The organism is Streptomyces taklimakanensis (assembly GCF_009709575.1).
GTDB classification, from domain to species: domain Bacteria; phylum Actinomycetota; class Actinomycetes; order Streptomycetales; family Streptomycetaceae; genus Streptomyces; species Streptomyces taklimakanensis.
The window spans coordinates 1,678,964-1,702,994 of the sequence record NZ_WIXO01000001.1; the positions used below are offsets into that span (position 1 = coordinate 1,678,964).

A 24,031-nucleotide genomic window follows, 5' to 3' on the forward strand; every position below is an offset into this window, starting at 1 on the left:
ACGGGCGGAAGGGCGGCGCCTCCGCACAGGCGCCGCCCTTCTCATGGGAGCGGAGACGTCCCCGCCGGTGAGGGTGGGACGTGACGGGAACGGCTCCGCCCCCGGATGGTGGTCGTCGGGCTCGGTGGGGTCAGCGGCCGCCGCCCTCCACGGTCTCCACCGCCGCCGCGCGGCCGGCCTCCAGCCGGGCGACCGGGATGCGGAACGGGGAGCAGGAGACGTAGTCCAGGCCCACGGAGTGGAAGAAGTGCACCGACTCCGGGTCGCCCCCGTGCTCGCCGCAGACGCCGAGCTTGAGGTCCGGGCGGGTGGCCCGACCGGCCGCCACGGCGCTTCGCACCAGCGAGCCGACACCGTCCTTGTCGATGGTCTCGAAGGGCGAGACGCCGAAGATGCCCTTCTCCAGGTAGGCGGTGAAGAAGCTGGCCTCCACGTCGTCCCGGCTGAAGCCCCACACGGTCTGGGTGAGGTCGTTGGTGCCGAAGGAGAAGAAGTCGGCGCACTCGGCGATCTGTCCGGCCGTCAGCGCGGCGCGCGGCAGTTCGATCATCGTGCCCAGCAGGAGCCTCAACTCCACGCCGCGGGCCCGCTCGACCTCGGCGATGACCTTCTCGGCCTCCTCGCGGACGATCTCCAACTCCTGGACGGTGCCCACCAACGGGATCATGATCTCCGCGCGCGGATCGCCCTTGGCGTCGATGCGGTCGGCGGCGGCCTCGGCGATGGCCCGCACCTGCATGGTGAACAGTCCGGGGATGACCAGACCCAGGCGCACGCCGCGCAGGCCCAGCATCGGGTTCTGCTCCTGGAGGCGGTGGACGGCCTGGAGCAGGCGGAGTTCGTTCTCGTGCGGCTCCTCGCGGGCCTCGGCCAGGGCCACCCGCACCGACAACTCGGTGATGTCGGGCAGGAACTCGTGCAGCGGCGGGTCCAGCAGGCGGACGGTGACCGGCAGGCCGTCCATCGCCTCGAAGAGTTCGACGAAGTCGCCCTTCTGCAGCGGCATCAGCGCGGCCAGCGCCTGTTCGCGCTCGGTGTCGGTGTCGGCCAGGATCAGCCGCTCGACCAGTTCGCGCCGCTCGCCGAGGAACATGTGCTCGGTGCGGCACAGGCCGATGCCCTGGGCGCCGAAGCGGCGGGCACGGGCGGCGTCCTCGGCGTTGTCGGCGTTGGCGCGTACCCGCAGCCGGCGTACCCGGTCGGCGTAGGCCATGATCCGGTGCACGGCCTTGACCAGTTCGTCGGCGTCGTCGGCGCCGGCGTGCATGCGGCCCTCGAAGTACTCCACGACCGGGGAGGGCACGACGGGCACCTCGCCGAGGTAGACCTTGCCGGTGGAGCCGTCGATGGAGATGACGTCGCCCTCCTCGACGACCACTCCGCCCGGTGCGCTCAGGCAGCGCCTCTTGGTGTCCACCTCCAGTTCCTCGGCGCCGCAGACGCAGGTCTTGCCCATGCCGCGGGCGACGACGGCGGCGTGTGAGGTCTTGCCGCCGCGGGAGGTGAGGATGCCCTCGGCCGCGATCATGCCGTCGAGGTCGTCGGGGTTGGTCTCGCGGCGGATGAGGATGACCTTCTCGCCCGAACGCGACCACTTGATGGCGGTGTAGGAGTCGAAGACGGCCTTGCCGACGGCCGCGCCGGGCGAGGCGGCGATGCCCCAGCCGATCCGCCGGACCCCGCTGTCGCCGATCCGGCTCTCCTCGAAGCGCGGGAACATCAACTGGGCGAGCTGGGCGCCGTTGACCCGGCGCAGCGCCTCGGCCTCGTCGATCAGGCCCTGATCGACGAGTTGGGTGGCGATGCGGAAGGCCGCGGCGGCGGTGCGCTTGCCGACGCGGGTCTGGAGCATCCACAGCTTGCCGCGCTCGATGGTGAACTCGATGTCGCAGAGGTCCCGGTAGTGGTTCTCCAGGATCTCCATGATCTCCATGAGCCGGTCGTAGGACGCCTTGTCGATCGTCTCCAGCTCGGCGAGCGGCACGGTGTTGCGGATGCCGGCGACGACGTCCTCGCCCTGGGCGTTGGCGAGGTAGTCGCCGTAGACGCCCTGCTGGCCACTGGCGGGGTCGCGGGTGAAGGCGACGCCGGTGCCGGAGTCGGGGCCGAGGTTGCCGAAGACCATGGAGCAGACGTTGACGGCCGTGCCCAGGTCGTGGGGGATGCGCTCCTGGCGGCGGTAGAGCCTGGCGCGGTCGCCGTTCCAGGAGTCGAAGACCGCGCGGATGGCGAGGTCCATCTGCTCGCGCGGGTCCTGCGGGAAGTCGCGGCCGGTCCGCTCCGAGACGATGCCCTTGAAGGTCTCGACGAGCGCCTTGAGGTCGTCGGCGTCCAGGTCGACGTCGGTGGCCGCGCCCCTGGCGCGCTTGGCCTCCTCCAGGGCCTCCTCGAAGAGGTCGCCGTCGACGCCGAGGACGGTTTTGCCGAACATCTGGATGAGGCGCCGGTAGGAGTCCCAGGCGAAACGTTCGTCCCCGGCCTGGGCTGCGAGTCCGACCACCGAGGCGTCGGACAGGCCGATGTTGAGGACGGTGTCCATCATCCCGGGCATGGAGAACTTGGCGCCGGACCGGACGGACACGAGGAGGGGGTCGTCCGCCTGGCCGAGCTTCTTGCCCATCTTCCGCTCCAGGGCGTCGAGGTGCGCACTCACCTCGTCGCGGAGCGCCGGGGGCTCGACACCGGAGTCGAGGTAGACCTTGCACGCCTCGGTGGTGATGGTGAACCCGGGAGGGACCGGGAGACCGAGGTTGGTCATCTCGGCGAGGTTGGCTCCCTTGCCGCCGAGGAGGTCCTTGAGCTCCTTGTTGCCCTCGGTGAAGTCGTAGACGAACTTCTGTGTCGCGTGAGGTTCTTCGTTTTCCGCCACGAGAATCGCGCTCCTCGCTGGATCCCTCGGCGGAGGCCGGGGGAAGGCTGCCCTGACGGCGGGGAGCGTACCCAGATCGAAGGATTTCGAGTACGGCCATCGGCATTCCATGCGGGTGTAACCACCCATCCGCCGATGGATCGAAAGCGTGGGCCGGTTCATCTGACGTGAAACGCGGCCTTCAGGAGTTGAATCACTCCTTCCGTTGCGTGGCCGGTGGAGCGCTCCCTCGTCACACTCGGTCACCTGACGGTCGGTGAGGTGAACGAGAGGGAGGTGGCACCCAGTGCCACACCTTGGAGAAGTGCAGCCCTCGAACAAGCGCTCAAATGAGCGCAGCACATATCAAAGTGGCGAGGATCACGCCGTCGGTGGGCGCCGCGTCTCAGTCATCGGACACATACGAGGGCCCTGGCGCTCGAAAGAGCAGCCGTGGGCCGCGGCCGCGCCCGGCCGCGCCGCCGGACCCACCGGTTCTCACAACCCCATCGCGGCGAGCCGGGCGTCGGCCCGCTCCGGCTCGTACAGGTGCTCCACGACCATCGCCCCGGCGCCCACCAGACCCGCACGCGCCCCCAGGCGCGAGGTCACCACCGTCAGGTGCGCGGTGCTGCGCGGCATGGCGCGCTGGTAGAGCAGCTCACGCACCCCGGTGACGAACGGGGCCCCGGCCAGGTCGCCCGCGATCATCAGCACTCCGGGGTTGAGCACGGTGACCACGGTGACCAGCACCTCCCCCACCCTGCGGCCCGCCTCCCGGGCCAGCCGGACGGCGTCGGGCCGGCCCGCGGCGAGCAGCTCGCGCACCCCCGCCCCGGAGGCGGTCGGCACCCCGGCCGCGGTGAGTCTTCCGGCCAGCGCCCGGCCACTGGCCACCGCCGCGAGACAGCCGTAGGAGCCGCACATGCACAGGGCGTCCGGCCGGTCGTGCAGCCGGATGTGCCCGATGTCGCCGGCTCCGCCGTCGATGCCCCGGTACATCTCGCCGTCCACCACCAGCCCGGCGCCGATGCCCGTGGAGACCTTGACCAGGAGGAACGCGGCGCAGTCCGGGTGGGAGGCGCGCTGCTCGGCGTACGCCATGAGGTTGGCGTCGTTCTCCACCAGCACGACGGGGTCGCCGTCCCGGCCGGGCGCGCCGCTCCCGCCCTCCCCGGCCCCGCCCCGCGCTCCGACGTGCTCCCGGTAGGCGTCCCGCATCCGTTCGGGGATCGGGTAGCCGTCCCAGCCGGGCATGATCGGTGGCTGCACCACCCGTCCGGTCCTCCCGTCCACCGGTCCGGGCACCGACACGCCGATGCCGCAGACGTCCTCCGGGGTGACGCCGGCCCGCTCCAGCAGAGCCGGGAACCAGCTCGCCACCCGGTCGAGCACCCGGTCCGGACCGTCCTCGATGTTCACGGTGCCCGCCCGCTCGGCCAGCACCGCGCCGCCCAGGTTCAGCACGGCGGCCCGGCCGTGCCGGGTCTCCAGGTCCACGGCGAGGACCACGGCGTGCGTCGCGTCGAACTCCAACCGGTTGGAGGGACGCCCGCCGGAGGGGCCGTCCACGGGTACGGTGGCGCCGTCGCGCAGCCAGCCCGCCCGGAAGAGCCGGTCGAGTCGGTTGCCGACGGTGGAACGCGACAGTCCGGTGGCGCGCTGGAGTTCACCGCGGGTGGTGGCCCGCCCACTGCGGATCAACCGCAGCAGGTGTCCCGCGCTCGATTGGTTGCCGGTCATACCGCCATCTTCGCCGCCCGCTCCGGAAGGCGCCCTTCCGCCCCCTCGTCGACGGCTCCCGGACGCTTGTCGTCCGCACCGCTCACCCCTTGTCCGCGCCGCCGGCCAGCCCCTCGGTGAGCAGTCGTTCGGCGGCGAGGAACAGCAGGACCACCGGTACGGTCAACACCACCGAACCGGCCATCAGCACCGTCTTGGAGACCTCGACGCCGCCCGCGAGCTGCTGGAGCCCGAGGGAGACCGTCCACCGCTCCGGCTTCGCGGCCAGGAAGAGCAGCGCGAAGAGGAACTCGTTCCAGGCGATCATGAAGACGTACAGCCCCGTGGCCGTCAACGAGGGCACCGCCAACGGCAGCACCACCTTCCGGACCGTCTGCAGGCGGGTGCAGCCGTCCAGGGCCGCCGCCTCCTCGATGCCGCGGGGAACGGTGTGGAAGTAGTTCCGCATCATGTAGACCGACACCGGCACCGTCTGGGCGATGTAGACGATCGCCAGTCCCGCCAGACTTCCCTGGAGCCCCATCCTCGCGAACATCACGAACAGCGGAACGGCCAACAGGGTGGCGGGGAAGAGGTAGACGGCCAGGAAGAGGACGCCGACGTGCCGGCCCCCGGCGAAGCGCAGCCGGCTGACGGCGTAGGCGCCGGGAACGGCCGCCAGCAGGGTGAGCGCCACCGTTCCCAGCGACACCACCGCCGAGTTGACCAGCATCCGCACGAAGCCCTGGCCGCCCTCGTCGGTGGGGCGCAGCACCTCCTCGTAGGTGGCGGTGGTCAGTTCCTCCACGGGGACCCACAGCCTGCCGGGGTCCAGGAGCAAGGCCTCGATGGGCTTGACGGACAACAGGAGCATGTAGCAGAAGGGGAGGAGGGTGATCAGCGCCAGGAAGGCGATCACCACCCACCGCAGGACCCCGAAGACCCGCTCCTCGACGCGCGCCCGGCTCATCACGCCTCCTCTCCCGTCCGGTCGGCGAAGAACGCGAAGTACAGGCCCAGCAGGCCCATCAGAACCACCGCCAGGACCAGGGCCTGGGCCGCGGCGGCCCCCACGTCGTAGCGGGCGGTGAGGAACTCGTAGACGCGCACCGCCACCACCTCGGTGCCCGCTCCCCCACCGGTGAGCAGGTAGACGTCGTCGAACTTGTTGAAGGTCATGATGAAGCGGAGCACGCTCAACAGGGCGATCACCGGCATCAGTTGGGGCAGCAACACGTGGCGGAAGCGTTGGGAGACGGTGGCGCCGTCCACGGTGGCGGCCTCCTCCAGGGTGCCGGGAACGGCCTGGAGGCGGGCCAGCAGGAAGAGGAAGGCGAACGGGAAGTAGCGCCACGTCTCGAAGGCGATGACGGTCAGCAGGGCCAGCGGGACTTCGAACTCCACTCCCGCCACCGAGACTTCGTGGTCGCGGGTGGTCAGGAAGGCGATCGGCCGGTCCCAGCCGAGGAACCGGCGGCCCCACTCGCCCACGATGCCGTACTGCGGGCTGAGCGCCACCTGCCAGACGAAGGCCACGGCGACGACGGGCGCGACGTAGGGCAGGAGCATGGCGGCGCGCAGCGGGCCGCGGCCGCGGAACGGCCCGCGCAGCGCGAGGGCGGCGACCAGGCCGAGCAGGACCGATCCGGCGGTGCCCCCGGCGGCGTAGACGAGGGTGGTGGTCAGGCTCGTCCAGAAGCCCGGGGAGCCGAAGACGGCGCGGAAGTTGTCCGTCGTCCAGTGGCCGAACAGGCCCATGCCCTGGATGTCGATCAGACGGGCGTCCTGGAAGGCCAGCAGCACGGTCCAGGCGATGGGGAGGACCACCACCACCAGGACGACCAGGAGCGTGGGGGTGACGAAGGCCAGTCCGGCGCGGTTCTCCCGCTGGGCGGCGGTCGGAACGCGACGCGGGGCGCGGGGCGCGCGCCGCGCCCGCACGTGGACGTGGCCGCCGCGGCCCTCGGGCTCGTCGGAGGTCTCGGGTTCCGTCGGGGTTCGGGGTGTCATGGGGCGCACCTCGGGGTTCGTGGGGGTGACGGGGCGGGGACGGTCGCGGAACGGTGGCGGGACGGTGGCGGGAGCGGGCCGAGACGGGTCGGAGGAGGCCGGGGCCCCTACCGCAGGGACGCCCGCAGCGCGGCGACCTCCTCGGCGGCCTCCTCGGCGGCCTCCTCGGGGGTGAGCTGTCCGCTGGTCATGGCACTGACGGCCTTCGGCACGGGAAGCTCGCCGCCCATGGCGCCGACGAGGGTGCCCTGGCCCCGCCCGATGCCCCACCGGCTCATCTCCGTGACCCCCCGGGCGAGCCGGTCCAGGAGCTCGGGCGGGTACGTCTCGTCCATCGGCCGGCGCCGGTCCACGCCGATTTCGCTGGAGCGCCAGGCGCGCAGGTACTCCTCCGGGTCGCCGGGGGTGCCGGCGCGGACCGGGATCTTGCCCTCCGGCGCCATGCCGAACCAGTCCCGGTAGCCGTCGCCCATCATGTGCTCGACGAAGGCCCGGGCCGCCTCGGTCTCGGCGTGCTCGGTGACGGCCCAGGAGGTCACCTCGCCGAACTGGGTGGGTCCGGTGCCGCCCGGCCCCTCCAGGGAGGTGACGATCCCGCTGTTGCGGGCCAGGAAACCGCGGTCGTCCGCGCATTCGCGGCAGCCGGGGAGGGCGTCGGCGCGCAGCCCGGCCAGCTCGTCCAGGATGAAGGAGGACCACAGCAACAGCGAGGAGGAGCCGGAGAAGTAGCCGGCGCGGGTGGAGTCGACGGTCTGGGTGCCGGGGGCGCCGTGTTCGCGGGCGAGGGTGTCGTACACCTCGAAGGCCCGGCGACAGGCCGGGGAGTCCAGGGCCACCTCCCCGTCGGCGCGGACCATGTCGCAGCCACCCGCCAGGGCCAGGCTCTCGAAGCCCTGCTGGGTGGCGATGTCGCCGGGGTCGGTGGCCAGGGAGGCGCCGACGCGTCCGTCGCCGTCCAGCTCCCGCGCGGCCCGCAGCAGGTTCCGGTGGGTGTCGGGGGTGGGCAGGCCGGCCTCCTCCAGCCGGTCCGCGCGGTGGACGAGCAGTTGCAGCCAGGCGTCGGAGGGCACCCCGAGGCGCCGTTCGCCGTCGGAGGCCAGGGCGAGGGCGTTGTCGGTGAAGGTGTCGGTGCCCAGGCCGGTCACGATGTCGCTCGCCGTCCCGGTGTCCAGCAGTTCGTTGGCGTACATCTGCCAGAGCAGGCCCAGCGGGACCGCGCCGACGACGTCGGGCAGCTCGCCCGCCGCGGCGGCGGACATCACCAGTTGGGGGAGCTGGTTCTCGGCGACGCCGACCAGTTCCACCTCGATGCCGGTCCGCTCCTCGAACCGGTCGACGATCTCCTCGGTGGTCGCCATCCGGTCCGGGAGGTTCTCCAGGGACCACACCGTGATCCTGCCGTCGGACGTGTTCCGCGTCACACCGCCACACCCCGTCAGGAGGACCGCGCAGAGGGCGGCGGACAGCGCGACGGTCGCCACGCGACGGAACCCACGGGCGTGGGCGCGCCCACGCGCGCCCCTCCCGAGCTTCCACGAACCCCAGCCGCGCGCCCTTCGTGTGTCAGGTTTCACAGCACCACTTCTGCCTTTCCGCAAGACAAAACCCTAGGCTTACAGAGGCGTAACCCAGGAGTCGTACAGACACGGAGTTCTCGTGGAACCCGTCGCCCAACCCACCGAAGCCCCACCGCGCACCGACGCCCCGGCGGAACGGCCGGCCGCGCCGCTGCCGACGACCGCTTACCCCCGGCTCCACGCACCTCACCCGGGCGCCCCCGCCCGCGCCGCCGCGCTTCCCCCCGGCGGCCTCCCCGTTCCCGGCCGGGCGGTCCGATGAGCCTCCTTCCGCCCACCCGGCCGTACATCCCCGCCCAGAGGTCCCACACCACCGCCCACCCCCCGGTCACCGCCGCGCAACTGCGGCGCGCCGCGCGACGGGTGCTGCTGCGCAACTGGACGGGCGCCTCGACCGTGCCGTCCCGCGGCCTCTACCCCCACCAGTGGAGCTGGGACTCGGCGTTCGTCGCGATCGGCCTGCGCCACCTGTCGGCAGCGCGCGCCCAGCGCGAACTGGAGACGCTGATGGCCGCCCAGTGGCGCGACGGGCGCGTCCCGCACATCGTCTTCAACCCCTCCGTCCCGCTGGGCGCCTACTTCCCGAGCCCGGACTTCTGGCGCTCCTCGACCGCCGGCGCCGGCGCCGGCGCACCGGCACGGACGGAGACCTCGGGCATCGTGCAGCCGCCCGTCCACGCGCTGGCCGCCTGGCTGGTGCACCGCGCCGACCCGGCGACCTCGCGGCGGCGCGGCTTCCTGCGCCGCCTGTACCCGAAGCTGGTCGCCTGGCACCGCTACCTCACCGAACACCGCGACCTGGGCGGGCACGGACTGGTCTCGGTCGTCCATCCGTGGGAACCGGGCATGGACAACAGCCCCGCCTGGGACGGTCCCCTGGCCCGCGTCGAGCCCGCCGACCCCGACTCCTTCCGCCGCGCCGACCTCGCGCACGGAGCCCCCACCGACCGCCCCACCGACCTGGACTACGCCCGTTACGTGCGGCTCGCCTCCGACTACCGCGACCACGGCTACCGGGACGACGACGCGCCGCACCCGTTCGCGGTGGAGGACCCGGGCGTCAACGCGCTGCTGATCGCCTCCGAGCACGCGCTGGCGGAGATCGCCGCCGAGATCGCCGCCGAGATCGACTCCGGGTCCGCCGCCGGGCGGGCCGCCCGCGACGGCCTCCGGTCCGCCCCCGACCCGGACGTCCACCGTGCCCGGGCGGCACGGCTGACCGCCGCCCTGGTCGCCCGTCTGTGGGACGCCCGTGCCGGGATGTTCCTCTGCCGCGACGTGCGCGCCGGGGAGCCCGGCGGGCGAGGGGAGCCGATCCGCGAGCGCAGCGTGGCCGGGCTGGTGCCCCTGGTGGCGCCGGGCCTGCCCGAGGAGATCGCCCAGACGCTGGCGGACACGCTGGGCGGTGCGCACTTCGGGCTGGGCGACACCGCGCGGCTGGCGCCCAGCTACGACCTGGTGGGCCACGCCTTCGATCCGTGCCGCTACTGGCGCGGGCCCGCCTGGTTCAACGTCAACTGGCTGCTGGAGCGCGGACTCAGGGAGTACGGGCACCGGGCGCGGGCCGACGCCCTGCGCGCCGCCGTGCTGACCCACGCCGTCTCGTCGGGCTTCGCCGAGTACGTCGATCCGCGCACCGGGGCGGGCCACGGCGCCCGGGAGTTCAGCTGGACGGCCGCGCTCACCCTGGACCTGCTGGCCGCCGACCCCGGCGGGGGCGGCGACCGCGTCCCAGGGCGCGCCGAGGAGCGCGTGGCGGCGCCGGCGACGTGAGGCGCGGGCCCGCCGGCCCGGACCGCCGGCGGCGGATCAGCCGCCGGAGGTGTCCAGCTCCGCGTCCACCGTGACGCCCGCGCAGTCCTGGGGATCGTCCAGCCAACCGTCGGGCAGGACGACCCGGTTGCGTCCGGAGGTCCGCCCGCGCGGCCCGTCGGCGCCCGCCGGCCAGGGCTGGTCCAGGTCCAGCTCGCCCAGCAGGCCCTCCAGTTCGGCCACGGAGGAGGCGACCGCCAGCTTCCGGCGCATCTCGGAGCCGACCGAGAAGCCCTTGGTGTACCAGGCGACGTGCTTGCGGAAGTCGATCACTCCGCGTTCCTCGTCCTCCAGCCACTCCCCCAGCAGCCGGGCGTGCCGCACCATCACGGCCGCGACCTCCCGCAGGGTGGGGCGGGCCCGTTCGTCGGAGCCGGAGCAGGCGTTGACCAGGTCGCCGAAGAGCCACGGGCGGCCCAGGCAGCCGCGACCGACCACGACCCCGTCGCAGCCGGTCTCGCGCATCATCCGCACGGCGTCGTCGGCCGACCAGATGTCGCCGTTGCCCAGCACCGGGATCTCGGGCACGGCCTCCTTCAGGGTGGCGATGGCGTCCCAGTCGGCGGTGCCGCCGTAGTGCTGGGCGGCGGTGCGCCCGTGCAGGGCGATGGCGGTGACGCCCTCCTCCACGGCGATGCGCCCGGCGTCCAGGTAGGTGAGGTGGTCGTCGTCGATGCCCTTGCGCATCTTCATCGTCACCGGCAGTCCGCCGGCGCCGGTGACGGCCTCGCGCAGGATCGACCGCAGCAGGGGACGCTTGTAGGGCAGCGCGGAACCGCCGCCCTTGCGGGTCACCTTCGGCACCGGGCAGCCGAAGTTGAGGTCGATGTGGTCGGCCAGGTTCTCGTCGGCGATCATGCGGACGGCCTTGCCGACGGTCGCCGGATCCACGCCGTAGAGCTGGATGGAGCGCGGCTTCTCGCTCGCGTCGAAGCGGATGAGCCGCATGGTCTTGGCGTCCCGCTCCACCAGCGCCCGGGTGGTGATCATCTCGCTGACGAACAGTCCCCGACCGCCGCTGAACTCGCGGCACAGCGTGCGGAACGGCGCGTTGGTGATCCCGGCCATCGGTGCCAGGACCACCGGTGGCCGGACCGTGTGCGGGCCGATGGCGAGCTGCTGTGTCATGGGCGTGGGCATCCTCGTGATCGCCGGTGACGGGGGACAGGACCCTCCATTGTCCCCCATCCGAATCGGCTCCGGCTCCGCCCCCGCCTCCCCGCCCCGAGTCCGGCTCGGGACGGGGGCGGCTCAGTGCCCGAGGAAGGCGACCGCGCAGCCGGCGAGGAAGCCGAGCGTCCCGAGCAGTCCGAGGATCCAGGGCGCCGGGACCGTCCCGGTCCGGCCGCCCCGGCCCGCGCCGTGCTCGGCGAGGTGGTGTGCGGCCTCGAAGGCCGCCTCGGAACGGTCCAGTCCCCGGGCCGTGTGGCGGTGGCCGCAGCTGCCGCAGACGACGTGGCACGTGGTCCGCGTGCCGCGCCGGAGGTCGAGGGTGCGGGCGATCCGCACCTCGTACAGACGGCCGTCCAGTCCGTAGCCGCTCATCGTTCCCGTCGTCACCGTGGCTGTCGCCGGCATCCGTCCCCCCGTGTAGCTCCGGATCCCCATCGTTCTCACCCTGCCGATCCTGGCCTGTGGCGCGCGGTTCCGACAGGGGCGATGGCAGCAGGTTCGGCCGTCGGCCGATTGCCGGGATCCGGCAATTCCCGCGGCGGAACGGACGGCCGGACCCGGGCTTTTTCGTCCGCCGGCTTCCGTGCCCCGACGTTCCCCCTGGGACGGCCGCGCGAGGGTGCGGGCGGACGGTCCGCGGCAGCCCGCCCGGCACCCGACGCCGTCCGACGGCGTCCGAACGACAGGGGCCCCGGCACCCGTCTCGACGGCGGGTGCCGGGGCCCCGGGCGCGCGTTCCGCGCGGCGCGGTCGACCTCGGTGGCTCCGGTGGCTCAGCAGCCGATCAGCCGGCCGGCCAGGTAGGACTCGATCTGGTCGAGCGAGACGCGCTCCTGCTTCATCGTGTCGCGCTCGCGCACCGTCACGGCGTTGTCGTCGAGGGTGTCGAAGTCGACGGTGACGCAGAACGGCGTGCCGATCTCGTCCTGTCGGCGGTAGCGGCGGCCGATGGCGCCGGCGTCGTCGAACTCGATGTTCCAGTGCCGGCGCAGCGTCTCCGCCAGCCCCTTGGCCTTCGGGGAGAGCTGCGGGTTGCGCGACAGCGGCAGGACGGCGACCTTGACCGGCGCCAGGCGCGGGTCGAGGCGCATCACGACGCGCTTCTCCAACTTGCCCTTGGCGTTGGGCGCCTCGTCCTCGGTGTAGGCGTCGAGCATGAAGGCGAGCATGGTGCGGCCGACACCGGCCGCCGGCTCGATGACGTACGGCGTCCAGCGCTCGCCGGCCTCCTGGTCGAAGTACGACAGGTCCTGGCCGGACGCCTTGGAGTGGGAGGTCAGGTCGTAGTCGGTGCGGTTGGCCACGCCCTCCAGCTCACCCCACTCGCCGCCGCCGAACTGGAAGCGGTACTCGATGTCGGCGGTGCGCTTGGAGTAGTGGGAGAGCTTCTCGGCCGGGTGCTCGTACCACCGCATGTTCTCCTCGCGCAGGCCCAGGCCGGTGTACCAGTTCCAGCGCTGCTCCATCCAGTACTCGTGCCACTTCTCGTCCTCGCCCGGCTTGACGAAGAACTCCATCTCCATCTGCTCGAACTCACGGGTGCGGAAGATGAAGTTGCCCGGAGTGATCTCGTTCCGGAAGGACTTGCCCATCTGCGCGATGCCGAACGGCGGCTTGCGCCGCGACGTCTGCTGCACCTGCGCGAAGTTGGTGAAGATGCCCTGGGCGGTCTCGGGCCGCAGGTAGGCGATGGAACCGGAGTCCTGTGTGGGACCGAGGTGCGTGGACAGCAGGCCGGAGAACTGCTTGGGCTCGGTGAACTGCCCCTTGACGCCGCAGTGGGGGCAGTTGACGTCCGCCAGGCCCGCCGCGGGAAGACGGCCGTGCTTGGCCTCGTACGCCTCCTCCAGGTGGTCGGCCCGGAACCGCTTGTGGCACGAGGTGCACTCGGTCAGCGGGTCCGTGAAGGTGGCGACGTGGCCGGAGGCGACCCACACCTCGGAGGCGAGGATCACCGACGAGTCGATCCCGACCACGTCGTCGCGCGAGGTGACCATGGAGCGCCACCACTGGCGCTTGATGTTCTCCTTCAGCTCCACGCCCAGCGGACCGTAGTCCCAGGCGGCCCTCTGACCGCCGTAGATCTCGCTGCAGGGGTAGACGAAGCCACGGCGCTTGCTGAGGCTGACGATGGTGTCGATCTTGTCGGCGGCCACGGTGCTCTCTTCGTTACAGACGACGGAATACCTCAGGTTACCGGCGATGACGGGGGCCGGATCAAATCGGTCCGGGGTTCGGGCCCATGACGCCCCACACCCCGCCTCCGCCCCGTCCGCGCCCCCCCATCGGTCATTTGACAATCATTTCCATGTAGTCCGAAAATGACTGTCATGAACGCTCGACGAGGCCCTCTCATATCCCCCGCGTCCCCCACCCGCCGCCCCGGCCGCCGCCGCGCCACGGCCCGTGCCGTCCTGGCCTCGGTGGCCGCCCTGGGCGTCCTCGGCCTCTCGGCCTGCGGTACCGGGAAGGCCGGTGGGGACGTGAGCGACGGGGTGGACGTCGTCGCGTCGTTCTATCCGATGCGGTTCCTCGCCGAGGAGGTCGGCGGGGAACACGTCTCGGTCACCTCCCTGGTCAAGCCGGGCGTCGAGGCGCACGACCTGGAGCTGGGGCCGCAGCAGACCGCCTCGCTCAGCGACGCCGACCTCGTCGTCTACCTCAAGGGGTTCCAGCCGGCCGTCGACGACGCCGTCGAGCAGTCCGGCCCGGCCCACGTGGCCGAGGTCTCCTCCTACACCGAACTGCGGGAGCACGGCGGTCACGAGCACGAGGAGGAGCACGGTCACGAAGAGGGACACGGCCACGAGGAGGAGCACGGCCACGAGGGCCACGACCACGGTGAGGGCTCGCTCGACCCGCACGTCTGGCTCGACCCGGTGAAGTACGCCGAGATGGCCGAGGGCGTCGGCGACGCCCTGGCCGAGGCCGACCCCGACCACGCCTCCGACTACCGGGCGAACGCCGAGGAGCTGGCCGGGAAGCTCAAGACCCTGGACACCGAGTTCCGCGAGGGCCTGGAGAACCGCCGGACCGACACCTTCGTCACCACCCACGCCGCCTTCGGCTACCTCGCCGAGCGCTACGGCCTCCACGAGGAGTCCATCGCCGGACTGGACCCCGAGTCCGGCACCAGCGGTGCGAGGATGAAGGAGCTGCACGAGATCGTCGAGCACGACGGGGTCGACACGGTCTTCTTCGAGGCCGACGCCAGTGACCGCACGGCCCGCACCCTCGCCGACGACCTCGGGCTGCGCACCGACGTCCTCGACCCGGTCGAGGGGATCACCGACGCCTCCCGGGGCGACGACTACTTCGAGGTCATGCGCGCCAACCTCCAGGCCCTGAGGAAGGCCCTCGGCGCCGAGTGAGCGAGACGGAACGGACGACCGGCCGGACGGAACCGGCGAGGAGGCCACCCATGGCAGACGAGCACACCACGGCGCACCCGGTGCTGTCCCTGCGCGGCGTGACCGCCTCGCTGGGATCGCGACGGGTCCTGCGCGGCATCGACCTGACGGTGGGACGCGGCGAGGTCGTCGCCCTGCTCGGCTCGAACGGGTCGGGGAAGTCCACCACGGTGCGCACGGCCGTCGGCCAGATCCCGACGACCGGCGGCGAGACGGAGCTGTTCGGCACCCCGCTGCGCCGCTTCCGCCAGTGGTGGCGCGTGGGCTACGTCCCGCAGCGCTCCACCGCGTCCACCGGCGTGCCCGCCACCGTGCGCGAGGTGGTCGCCTCCGGGCGGCTGGCCCGGAGGCGGCTGAGGCCCCTGGGCCGCGGCGACCGGACGGCCGTCCACCGGGCACTGGAACTGGTCGGGATGGCCGACCGCGCCGGGGACTCGGTCGACGCCCTCTCCGGTGGCCAGCACCAGCGCGTGCTGATCGCCCGCGCCCTGGCCTGCGAGCCCGAGCTGCTGATCATGGACGAGCCGCTCGCCGGGGTGGACCTGCTCAGCCAGGGCGTCCTGGCCGACGCCCTGCGCGAGCAGGTCTCCCGTGACGTGTCCGTCCTGTTGGTGCTCCACGAGCTGGGCCCGCTGGCCCCGCTGATCGACCGCACGGTCGTCCTCCACGACGGTCGGGTCGAGCGCGTGGAGGGCACCGCCCACCTCCACGACCAGGCGTGCCATCCGCACGACGCCTCCGCCGCCGAACCGACCCGGACCGGACTGCTGACATGATCGAACTCCTCGACTACCCCTTCATGCAGCGCGCGCTGCTGGCCGCGCTGCTGGTCGGCGTCGCCGCCCCGGCCATCGGCGTCTACCTGGTCCAACGCCGTCAGGCGATCATGGGCGACGGCATCGGGCACGTGGCGATGACCGGTGTGGCACTGGGCTTCCTGCTGAGCACCAACCCGGTGTGGACGGCCGTGCTGGTCTCCGCCCTCGGCGCGATCGCCATGGAGCTGATCCGCTGGTACGGCATGGCACGCGGCGACATCGCCCTGGCACTGCTGTTCTACGGCGGCATGGCCGCGGGCGTCATGATCATCAATCTGACGCCGGGCGGTTCCAACGCCGACCTGCTGACCTACCTGTTCGGTTCCATCACCACCGTCTCGCCCGAGGACATCACGGCGATCGTGGTGCTGTCGGCCTTCGTCCTGGTGGTCTCCTTCGGGCTGCGGCGGCAGTTGTTCGCCGTCTGCCAGGACGAGGAGTTCGCCCGGGTGGCCGGACTGCCGGTGCGGCTGCTCAACCTGCTGCTGGCCGTCACCGCCGCCGTCACCGTGACCGTGGCGATGCGGGTGGTGGGACTGCTGCTGGTGAGCGCCCTGATGGTGCTGCCGGTCGTCGCGGCCCAGCAGCTCACCCGCGGCTTCGCGACCACGCTGGCCCTCTCGGTGGCCGTCGGCGTGGTGGTGGCCCTCTCCGGCACCACCACCTCCTACTACGTGGAGGTGCCGCCCGGCGCCACCATCGTGCTGCTGGCCATCGCCGTGTTCCCCCTGCTCTCGGTGCTCGCGCGCCTGCTGGACCGGACACGGGCCGGGGCGGAGCCGCACGGGGGACACGAGGGGCACCAGGGGCGCGAGGGGCGGGACGACCCCCGGGGGGAGGAACGGAAACCGACGGATGGCGCTACGGTCGTGCGGTGACCGATGGCCACGGACACCGGGTGTGAGAGGTGACACAGTGGTAAGGGGCACTCCCCGTCCGCGCCCTCCCCACCTGGCACAATGGCCGATCAGCTACGCGAGGTAGCGCCGACTCTAGGAGGCAATGGTGGCGACCGCAGGTCCCCCCGTACGCGGCCGGTCGACCCGGCAGCGCGCCGCAGTGGCAGCGGCGCTCAGCGAGGTCGACGAGTTCCGCAGCGCCCAGGAGCTGCACGACATGCTCAAGCACCGCGGCGACTCCGTCGGTCTGACCACCGTCTACCGCACGCTCCAGTCGCTGGCCGACGCGGGCGAGGTGGACGTGCTGCGCACCGACGAGGGCGAGGCCGTCTACCGCCGGTGCAGCAGCGACGACCACCATCACCACCTGGTCTGCCGGAACTGCGGCAAGGCCGTGGAGGTGGAGGGGCCCGCGGTGGAGAAGTGGGCGGACTCCATCGCCGCGGAGCACGGCTTCGTGGACGTGGCCCACACCGTCGAGATCTTCGGCACCTGCTGCGAGTGCGCCGCCGCCCGCGCGAAGGGCTGAGCGGACACCCCACGGACGACCCATCACGGACGGTGACGCGGCCCGTGACCCCGAGCGGGTCACGGGCCGCGTGCGCAGCACCGCGTGCCGTCCGCTCAGGCCCCCGCCACGCCCGTCCCGGGCCCCGGCTCGGCCCCGGTGCTCCCGGCGGTGGCGCCGGCGGACGGTGCGGGCGCGACGGGCTCCGCGCCGCCGAAGCGACGGTCGCGACGGGCGTACTCCAGGCACGCGTCCCACAGGTTCCGGCGGTCGAAGTCCGGCCACAGGATGTCCTGGAAGACCATCTCGGCGTAGGCGCTCTGCCAGATCAGGTAGTTGGACGTGCGCTGCTCGCCCGACGGCCGCACGAACAGGTCCACGTCCGGCATGTCCGGGTAGTACAGGTACTTCGCGACGGTCTTCTCGTTCACCTTGGACGGGTCCAGCCGCCCGGACCGCACGTCCGCCGCGATGGCCGCCGCCGCGTCGGCGATCTCGGCGCGACCGCCGTAGTTGACGCAGAAGTACAGCGTCATGGCGTCGTTGTCCTTCGTCTGCTCCTGCGCCACCTGGAGCTCCTGGACCACCGACTTCCACAGCTTGGGCATCCGGCCCACCCAGCGGATGCGGATGCCCAGCGCGTCCATCTCGTCGCGGCGGCGGCGGATGACGTCGCGGTTGAAGTTCATCAGGAAGCGGACCTCCTCCGGGGAGCGCCTCCAGTTCTCGGTGGAGAAGGCGTACAGGGAGAGGTTCTTGACCCCCATCTCCAGGCAGCCCTTGAGGACGTCCATCACCACGCCCTCGCCGACCTTGTGCCCCTCCGTGCGCGGCAGCCCGCGCTGCTTGGCCCACCGGCCGTTGCCGTCCATGACGACGGCCACGTGGTTGGGCACCAGCTCGGCGGGGATGCGCGGCGGGCGCGCGCCGGAGGGGTGCGGTTCGGGGGCGAGGTACTCGCGACGCTGCCGGGACAGCATTCCGCGCCGTGCCATGGGACTCTCATCTCCGCTCGGGCGCGCCCCCACGGGCCGCGCCGCACAACTCAAGCTCAGGTGGTCGGGGGACAACCGCGAGATTAGCCCGTCAGCCCTTCTCCACGAACCGCAGGGAGCGCAGACCCCGCTCCAGGTGCCAGTGCAGGTACGCCGAGACCAGCCCGCTGCCCTCGCGCACGTGCCGGGCCTCCGCGGCGTCGGCGGTGGCCCAGTCGCCCGTCAGCAGCGCGCCCAGCAGCCGCAGCACCTCCGGGGAGGGCACGACGCTGCCCGGCCTGCGGCAGTCGGCGCACACCGCGCCACCGGCGGCGACGGAGAAGAACCGGTTGGGGCCGGGCATCCCGCACTGCGCGCAGTCGTCGAAGCTGGGCGCGTAGCCGCCCACGGCCAGGGACCGCAGCAGGAAGGCGTCCAGCACCAGCGCGGGGGCGTGCTCCCCGGCCGCCAGGGTGCGCAGCCCACCGATCAGCAGCAGGTACTGCTGGACGTTCGGCTCGCCCTCGTGATCGGTGAAGCGCTCGGCCGTCTCCAGCATGGCCGTGCCGGCGGTGTAGCGGGCGTAGTCGGTGACGATGCCGCGACCGTACGGGGCGATGGTCTCGGTCTGGGTGCACAGCGGCAGCCCGCGCCCGATCAGCTCGCTGCCGCGGGCGAAGAACTGGATGTCCACGTGGGAGAACGGCTCCAGCCGCGCGCCGAACTTGGACTTGGTGCGCCGCACCCCCCGGGCCACGGCCCGCACCCGACCGTGCCCGCGCGTGAGCAGCGTGATGATGCGGTCCGCCTCGCCCAGCTTCTGGGTGCGCAGCACCACGCCGTCGTCACGGAAGAGGCTCATTCCCCCATTGTCCCCCACCCGACCCCGCCGTGGTGGCGGCCGGGGCCGCGTCAGGACGGGGTGGTGCGGGCGGTCTCCAGGAGGCGCTCGGTGTCCCGGCGGTCCAGGCGCAGGGCCCGTCCGACGGAGAGCAGCGCGCGGTGCTCGGCGGGGGTGTAGGGGCCGTCGGCCAGGGCGACGCGGGCGCCCTGGAGCAGCAGGCTCTCGCGGCCGGGCGCGGCGAGGTGCGGTGCGAGCGGTGCCAGGGCCTCGTGCAGCTCGATCTCCATGGTGACGCTGTCGCCGCCCACCGCCGCGAGCAGGGTGATCAACTGCTCCTCGGAGCAGCCGGCGAAGCCCGCCGCCCGGACGCTGTCCACGGCCGCCTCACGGGCCGACCGGGACTCCGAACCGCCCGCCGCCAGCATCGCCAGCGCCACGGTGTGCACGGCGTCGCGGAGCATGGCGCCCAGCTTGGTGGTGGTGGGGTGGTCGAGGGCGTCGACACCGAAGTGGCCGCGGCAGGAGGCGCACTCCAGGACGGGCCCGGTGTCGCCGCGCGCCAGCACGGGCACGCCCAGCACGACGAGGCGGCGGCGGCCGGTACGACGTCGGTAGTTGCGATCACCGCCGCAGGACGGGCAGAAGAACTCGCCGTCGTCGATCGTGCGCCATGCCGTACGGACGCCCGCCACACGTAGCCTCCGGCCGTCCCGGCTCCGGGAGTGCACCACTGCCGTACCTCCGTCACGCTTCAGCGCCATTGCCGCGTGGGCGTGATGTTAACCACACTGATAAGCCCCCGTCAGTACCCCGACCGACCTCCGCCACCGGCCCGGCCGGTCCGCAGGGACCGGCCGGGCCGGTGTTCCCGCTGGTCGGAGGGGGTGGGGACGGCGCCGAGAGGAGACAAAAACATCCACGACGACACCGGGCCACACGGCGCCCCGGCCGTCGGGCCGGAGCGTCACGAGCGCACGGTGACGTCGAGGCGGATCCCGGGCAGCTCCCAGGGTTCCAGCGTGCCGTCGCAGTACTCGGCGAGGAACTGGAGGGCACCGCCCTCGTAGTGCCACCAGCCGCCGTTGCGGGAGGCGACGGTGACGCGCCACCGGTCGGGGTCGCTCCCGACGGTGTTCCACAGGAACGTGTCGCCCTCGTTGGAGTACGCCCACGGCAGCAGGCCGCCGGGGGCCGGGTACGGACGCAGACCGACGGACATGTCGGCCTCCCACCAGTCCTGGAGGACCCCGTCCAGGTCGTCGCGTATGCCGCGCAGCCGATGGTGCTCCTTCCCCGGCACGGGAGTGCCGACGAGGAGGAAGTCACCGATGTGGAAGACCGGGTACCACTCGGCGAGGCGCTTGTAGTCGGCGGGCAGCGCGGTGCCCAGGCCGTCCTCGAGCACGGCCCAGTCGATCACGGCCGGCTCCGGCCGGCGGTGGGCGGCCAACTCGGGGACGGCGCGTTCCAGCGCGGCGAGCGCCTCGTCCGGATCCGTGATCCGGTGCTTCGGGGTCTGGGCGCCGATCAGATCCTCGTGCTCGTCCATGAGGGACAACCTCCCAGCCCCCTGTGACAGCGAGCGCGGCGGCGGACCGGCTCGGGGGCGGCCGGTCGCCCTGGGGCGGTCGGGCCTGGGCGCGCCTCCCGGCGAGGGAGCGGTCCGGCGGACCGGGCCGCTCCCTTTGGCTCACTCCGTGACCGTCGCTCCCCCGGCGAAGCCGACGAACGCGCTCCACGCGGCGGGCGGGAAGGCGAGCGTGCCGCCGGCCCGGTCCTTGGAGTCACGCACGCGGACGGCCTCGGAACCGGCCGCCACCTCGACGCAGTTGCCGCCTTCGTTGCCACTGTGGCTGCTCCTGAACCACACCAACCCGTTGGTCCCCGTGGCCTGCTCGGTGTTCATAGGTCTCCTGCCGCCTGCTCGATCAGGTGTGCCGACTCTTCCGGAGGCAAAGCCTGTGCCCGGATGATTCCATACCGTTGCGCGAGCACACTCACTCGTTTCCGGTCGGAGACGAGGAAACTCCCGCTCTGCCCCTCCGCATAAGCCAGGTTCCGACCGTCCGGTGTCTCCAACAGGACGAAGGGACCGTCCAAACCCATGTGGGTCTCCCGCGACGTCGGCATGACCTGTACCGAGACATGGCGCATTTTCGAGCATTCGAGCAGATGTCGAAGCTGCCTTTGGTGAATCTCCCTTCCACCGATGGGGCGCCGCAGCACGACCTCCTCGATCACGAAACCCAGGACACACGCCGGGCGACGGCGCAGAAGCCTCTGCCGATCGACCCGAGCGGCGACACGGTTCTTGATCTCCTCGTTGTCGAGCGGTGGGCAACGCGCCGAGATCACCTCGCGTACGTGTTCTTCCGTCTGGAGCAGCCCCGGCACCGCGTGGTTCTCGTACGAGTACAGGCTCACCGCCTCCGCCTCCAGCAGGGCGAAGTCCCGGAACCACGTCGGGTACCGGGACTGGAGCAGGTACGGCAGGCCGGCCCGCAGCACTCCGCCCGCGCCCAGCGCCTCGTCCGCCCGGTCGACGAACTCCTGTTGCGGCATCCGCCGCCCCTGCTCGACGGAGGCGACCGTCGCCTCCGAGTAGCCGATCCGGTCTCCGAGTTCCGCGCGGGACAGGCCCGCCCTCCTGCGGAACAGCTTCAACTGGCTGCCGAAGTACCTGAGCGTCGTCGCCCCGTAGTCGTTCTGCTCACCCATGCGGCACCACCCCGTTCGCAGGCTCCGTACGGTCAACCCGACCGTGGACGCCGCCGTTACGGCACGCGACGCGTACAGGACCTCGTACAAACGCGTACACGTCCCGATCGGTTCGGGGTGCCCCTGGCCACGTCACACGGCGGTGCTGTTCCTTGGCGGGCATGGCATCCGAATCCCCCTCAAGCCACCTCCTGTTCGGGCCCCGGGCCCGTACCTCCCTCCACGCCCCGTACGAGTTCCGGATGCGGTTCGGCCCGACCCCGCGCGGTGCGCGGCTCGCGCGGCGGCTGGTCGCGGTGCGGCTCGACGAGTGGGGTTTCCCCCACGACGGCGACACCGCCCGGGCGGCCTGTCTGCTGGTGGCCGAACTGGCCGCCAACGCCGTCGTCCACGGACGCGTGCCCGGCCGGGACTTCGCCGTCCGCGTCGCCCTCTCCTCCCCGCCCTCGCGTCCGACCCTCCGCGTCGAGGTCACCGATCCCCGTGGCGAGAGCCGTCCGCCCACCGCTCCCGCCGCTCCCGACCCCACCGACGAGTCCGGTCGCGGGCTCCTCCTGGTGGCCGCCCTCGCGGACCGTTGGGGCGTCCGCGAGCGGGAGCCGGGCCCGGCGCCCGGCAAGACCGTCTGGGCGGAGCTGGACCTGCGGTGAGCCCGGCCCGCCGGAACGGCGGCGGCCCCGCCGGACGGGTGTCCGGCGGGGCCGCTCTGGTGGTGCCGGGTGGCGTCAGCGGTAGGCGCGGTTGACGGCGGAGACGATGGCCTTCAGGGAGGCGCGGGTGGTGTTGGGGTCGATGCCGATGCCCCACAGCACCTTGCCGTCGATGGCGCACTCGATGTACGAGGCGGCCCGCGCGGAGGCGCCCTCGCTCATGGTGTGCTCCTGGTAGTCCAGCAGGCGGGCGTCGATGCCGATGCCGGCCAGGGCGTCGAAGAACGCGGAGATCGGGCCGTTGCCGCTGCCGGTGAGCACGGTCTCGGTGCCGTCCACGGCGGCCTCGACGGTGAGGGTGTCCACCCCGTCGGTGTCGGTGGTGGTCTGCCCGGCGCGCAGTTGGATGCGGCCCCAGGGGTTGTCGGGGGTGGGCAGGTACTCGTCGTGGAAGGTCTCCCAGATCTGGGCGGGGGTGATCTCGCCGCCCTCGGCGTCGGTCCTCGCCTGGATGATCTTGGAGAACTCGATCTGCATCCGGCGCGGCAGGTCCAGCTTGTGGTCGTTCTTCAGGACGTAGGCGACGCCGCCCTTGCCGGACTGGGAGTTGACGCGGATGACCGCCTCGTAGGAACGGCCCACGTCCTTGGGGTCGATGGGCAGGTACGGCACCGCCCACTCGATCTCCTCGACCGCCTTGCCGGCCGCGGCGGCCTCGGCCTCCAGCGCCTCGAAGCCCTTCTTGATGGCGTCCTGGTGGGAGCCGGAGAAGGCGGTGTAGACCAGGTCGCCCGCGTAGGGGTGGCGCGGGTGGACCTCCATCCGGTTGCAGTACTCGGCGGTGCGGCGGATCTCGTCGATGTCGGAGAAGTCGATCTGCGGGTCGACGCCCTGGGAGAACAGGTTCATGCCCAGGGTGACCAGGTCCACGTTGCCGGTGCGCTCGCCCTGTCCGAACAGGCAGCCCTCCACCCGGTCGGCGCCGGCCATGACCGCCAGCTCGGCGGCGGCCACCGCGGTGCCCCGGTCGTTGTGGGGGTGGGTGGACAGGCAGACGAACTCGCGCCGCGACAGGTTCCGCGACATCCACTCGAAGCGGTCGGCGTGGGTGGAGGGGGTGGAGCGCTCGACGGTGGCGGGCAGGTTGAGGATGATCTCGCGGCCCTCCTCGGGCTGCCAGACGTCCATGACCCCCTCGCAGACCTCCAGGGCGAAGTCCAGCTCGGTGTCGGTGAAGATCTCCGGGCTGTACTGGTAGCCGAAGACGGTCTCGTCGCCCAGCAGCTTCTCGGCGTACTCCATCACCAGGCGGGTGCCGTCCACGGCGATCTGCTTCACGTCGTCCCGGCTGCCGCGGAAGACCACGCGGCGGAAGACGGGGGCGGTGGCGTTGTAGAGGTGGACGGTGGCGCGGTGGGCGCCGCGCAGGGACTCCACCGTCCGCTCGATCAGGTCCTCGCGCGCCTGGGTCAGCACCGAGATCGTCACGTCCTCGGGGATCGCGCCCCCCTCGATGATGGAGCGCACGAAGTCGAAGTCGGTCCGGCCCGAGGAGGGGAAGCCGACCTCGATCTCCTTGTAGCCCATGCGGACCAGCAGGTCGAACATCTCCCGCTTGCGGGCCGGCGACATCGGGTCGATCAGGGCCTGGTTGCCGTCGCGCAGGTCGGTCGACAGCCAGCGGGGGGCCTTGGTGATCCGCTTCTCGGGCCAGGTGCGGTCGGGCAGGTCGACGGCCTCGTAGCCGCGGTAACGGTGGATCGGCATGCCGGACGGCTGTTGGGCGACGGTCGCGGCGGTGATGGGCGTGGGGCGTCCGACGCGGGAGGAACCACTGCTCATGGGGCTGTTTCTCCTCATTGGGAGGCGATGGCTCCGGATGGCTCTCCGAGCCTTCCGAAGGGGCCGACGACGGCATCACCGAACTCCGCGGGGAGGGGGTCGGCCGTGTGTCTACAGGCCCTCGCCGCGGCAGCTAAGGAGGAGCAGCCCAAAAATCATGACGCGCAGCAGCGTAACCCGCGGCGGGGGCTTTCCGTGGGGTGTATCAACATGCGAGAACCCTTAC

At 72.1% G+C, this 24,031-nt stretch carries 21 protein-coding genes; 6 read left to right on the forward strand and 15 right to left on the reverse strand.

Annotated elements, in window-relative coordinates; genetic code table 11:
- Positions 1-130 precede the first annotated feature (130 nt).
- From ppdK to F0L17_RS07465, 5 genes are all read right to left on the reverse strand, one after another.
- Positions 131-2,869, reverse strand: a complete 2,739-nt coding sequence (ppdK, locus tag F0L17_RS07445) for a pyruvate, phosphate dikinase (protein WP_162465922.1) — start codon at positions 2,867-2,869, stop codon at positions 131-133.
- A gap of 477 nt (positions 2,870-3,346) precedes the next feature.
- Positions 3,347-4,591 (reverse strand): ROK family transcriptional regulator, encoded by a 1,245-nt coding sequence (locus tag F0L17_RS07450; RefSeq protein ID WP_155070448.1) that lies wholly within the window; start codon positions 4,589-4,591, stop codon positions 3,347-3,349.
- Positions 4,592-4,673: 82 nt separating this feature from the next.
- Positions 4,674-5,540, reverse strand: a complete 867-nt coding sequence (locus F0L17_RS07455) for a carbohydrate ABC transporter permease (RefSeq protein WP_155070449.1) — start codon at positions 5,538-5,540, stop codon at positions 4,674-4,676.
- Positions 5,540-6,580, reverse strand: coding sequence for a carbohydrate ABC transporter permease (locus tag F0L17_RS07460; protein ID WP_155070450.1), 1,041 nt, complete (start codon positions 6,578-6,580; stop codon positions 5,540-5,542). The genes F0L17_RS07455 and F0L17_RS07460 overlap by 1 nt, the downstream gene beginning before the upstream one ends.
- 107 nt (positions 6,581-6,687) lie before the next feature.
- Positions 6,688-8,061, reverse strand: coding sequence for an ABC transporter substrate-binding protein (locus tag F0L17_RS07465; protein ID WP_420802394.1), 1,374 nt, complete (start codon positions 8,059-8,061; stop codon positions 6,688-6,690).
- A gap of 354 nt (positions 8,062-8,415) precedes the next feature.
- Here F0L17_RS07465 and F0L17_RS07470 point away from each other — a divergent pair, with 354 nt between their 5' ends.
- Positions 8,416-9,930: an MGH1-like glycoside hydrolase domain-containing protein gene (locus tag F0L17_RS07470; RefSeq protein WP_238419291.1), complete on the forward strand. Its 1,515-nt coding sequence runs from the start codon at positions 8,416-8,418 to the stop codon at positions 9,928-9,930.
- A gap of 36 nt (positions 9,931-9,966) precedes the next feature.
- Here the strand turns inward: F0L17_RS07470 and dusB are convergent, their stop codons facing one another.
- The 3 genes from dusB to F0L17_RS07485 all read right to left on the reverse strand — a co-directional run bounded on the left by dusB (position 9,967) and on the right by F0L17_RS07485 (position 13,298).
- The gene (dusB, locus tag F0L17_RS07475; RefSeq protein ID WP_420802395.1) at positions 9,967-11,109 is read right to left on the reverse strand and encodes a tRNA dihydrouridine synthase DusB; all 1,143 of its coding nucleotides are present in this window, start codon (positions 11,107-11,109) and stop codon (positions 9,967-9,969) included.
- 111 nt (positions 11,110-11,220) lie between these two features.
- On the reverse strand, positions 11,221-11,514 hold the full coding sequence (locus F0L17_RS07480; protein WP_155070452.1) for a hypothetical protein: 294 nt from the start codon (positions 11,512-11,514) through the stop codon (positions 11,221-11,223).
- Positions 11,515-11,915: 401 nt separating this feature from the next.
- Complete coding sequence (locus F0L17_RS07485) at positions 11,916-13,298, reverse strand: glycine--tRNA ligase (RefSeq protein WP_162465923.1); 1,383 nt, start codon at positions 13,296-13,298, stop codon at positions 11,916-11,918.
- A gap of 174 nt (positions 13,299-13,472) precedes the next feature.
- Between F0L17_RS07485 and F0L17_RS07490 the strand changes: the two genes are divergently transcribed.
- The 4 genes from F0L17_RS07490 (at position 13,473) to F0L17_RS07505 (ending at position 16,798) form a co-directional block, all read left to right on the forward strand.
- Positions 13,473-14,513, forward strand: coding sequence for a metal ABC transporter substrate-binding protein (locus F0L17_RS07490; RefSeq protein WP_155070453.1), 1,041 nt, complete (start codon positions 13,473-13,475; stop codon positions 14,511-14,513).
- A 50-nt stretch (positions 14,514-14,563) separates the two neighbouring features.
- The gene (locus tag F0L17_RS07495; RefSeq protein ID WP_155070454.1) at positions 14,564-15,328 is read left to right on the forward strand and encodes a metal ABC transporter ATP-binding protein; all 765 of its coding nucleotides are present in this window, start codon (positions 14,564-14,566) and stop codon (positions 15,326-15,328) included.
- Entirely contained in the window at positions 15,325-16,248 is a 924-nt protein-coding gene (locus tag F0L17_RS07500; protein ID WP_155070455.1) for a metal ABC transporter permease, read from the forward strand. The genes F0L17_RS07495 and F0L17_RS07500 overlap by 4 nt, the downstream gene beginning before the upstream one ends.
- 127 nt (positions 16,249-16,375) lie before the next feature.
- A complete protein-coding gene (locus tag F0L17_RS07505; RefSeq protein ID WP_162466766.1) occupies positions 16,376-16,798 on the forward strand; it encodes a transcriptional repressor in 423 nt (140 codons plus the stop codon).
- 95 nt (positions 16,799-16,893) lie between these two features.
- Here the strand turns inward: F0L17_RS07505 and F0L17_RS07510 are convergent, their stop codons facing one another.
- The 6 genes from F0L17_RS07510 to F0L17_RS07535 form a co-directional block, all read right to left on the reverse strand.
- Positions 16,894-17,772, reverse strand: a complete 879-nt coding sequence (locus tag F0L17_RS07510; RefSeq protein WP_238419294.1) for an isoprenyl transferase — start codon at positions 17,770-17,772, stop codon at positions 16,894-16,896.
- A 91-nt stretch (positions 17,773-17,863) separates the two neighbouring features.
- Complete coding sequence (gene recO / locus F0L17_RS07515; RefSeq protein ID WP_155070457.1) at positions 17,864-18,613, reverse strand: DNA repair protein RecO; 750 nt, start codon at positions 18,611-18,613, stop codon at positions 17,864-17,866.
- Positions 18,614-18,663: 50 nt separating this feature from the next.
- The gene (locus F0L17_RS07520) at positions 18,664-19,356 is read right to left on the reverse strand and encodes a TerB family tellurite resistance protein (RefSeq protein WP_155070458.1); all 693 of its coding nucleotides are present in this window, start codon (positions 19,354-19,356) and stop codon (positions 18,664-18,666) included.
- A gap of 203 nt (positions 19,357-19,559) precedes the next feature.
- Positions 19,560-20,144, reverse strand: coding sequence for an SMI1/KNR4 family protein (locus F0L17_RS07525; RefSeq protein ID WP_155070459.1), 585 nt, complete (start codon positions 20,142-20,144; stop codon positions 19,560-19,562).
- A gap of 141 nt (positions 20,145-20,285) precedes the next feature.
- A complete protein-coding gene (locus F0L17_RS07530) occupies positions 20,286-20,501 on the reverse strand; it encodes a DUF397 domain-containing protein (protein WP_155070460.1) in 216 nt (71 codons plus the stop codon).
- Positions 20,498-21,313: a helix-turn-helix domain-containing protein gene (locus tag F0L17_RS07535; RefSeq protein ID WP_155070461.1), complete on the reverse strand. Its 816-nt coding sequence runs from the start codon at positions 21,311-21,313 to the stop codon at positions 20,498-20,500. Before F0L17_RS07535 ends, F0L17_RS07530 begins: the two co-directional genes overlap by 4 nt.
- Before the next feature lie 161 nt (positions 21,314-21,474).
- On the opposite strand from F0L17_RS07535, the gene F0L17_RS07540 reads away from it, so the two are divergent.
- Positions 21,475-21,963, forward strand: a complete 489-nt coding sequence (locus tag F0L17_RS07540; RefSeq protein ID WP_338017998.1) for an ATP-binding protein — start codon at positions 21,475-21,477, stop codon at positions 21,961-21,963.
- 75 nt (positions 21,964-22,038) lie between these two features.
- Here F0L17_RS07540 and leuA read toward each other — a convergent pair whose 3' ends face one another.
- A complete protein-coding gene (gene leuA, locus F0L17_RS07545; RefSeq protein WP_155070462.1) occupies positions 22,039-23,805 on the reverse strand; it encodes a 2-isopropylmalate synthase in 1,767 nt (588 codons plus the stop codon).
- Positions 23,806-24,031: the final 226 nt, after the last annotated feature.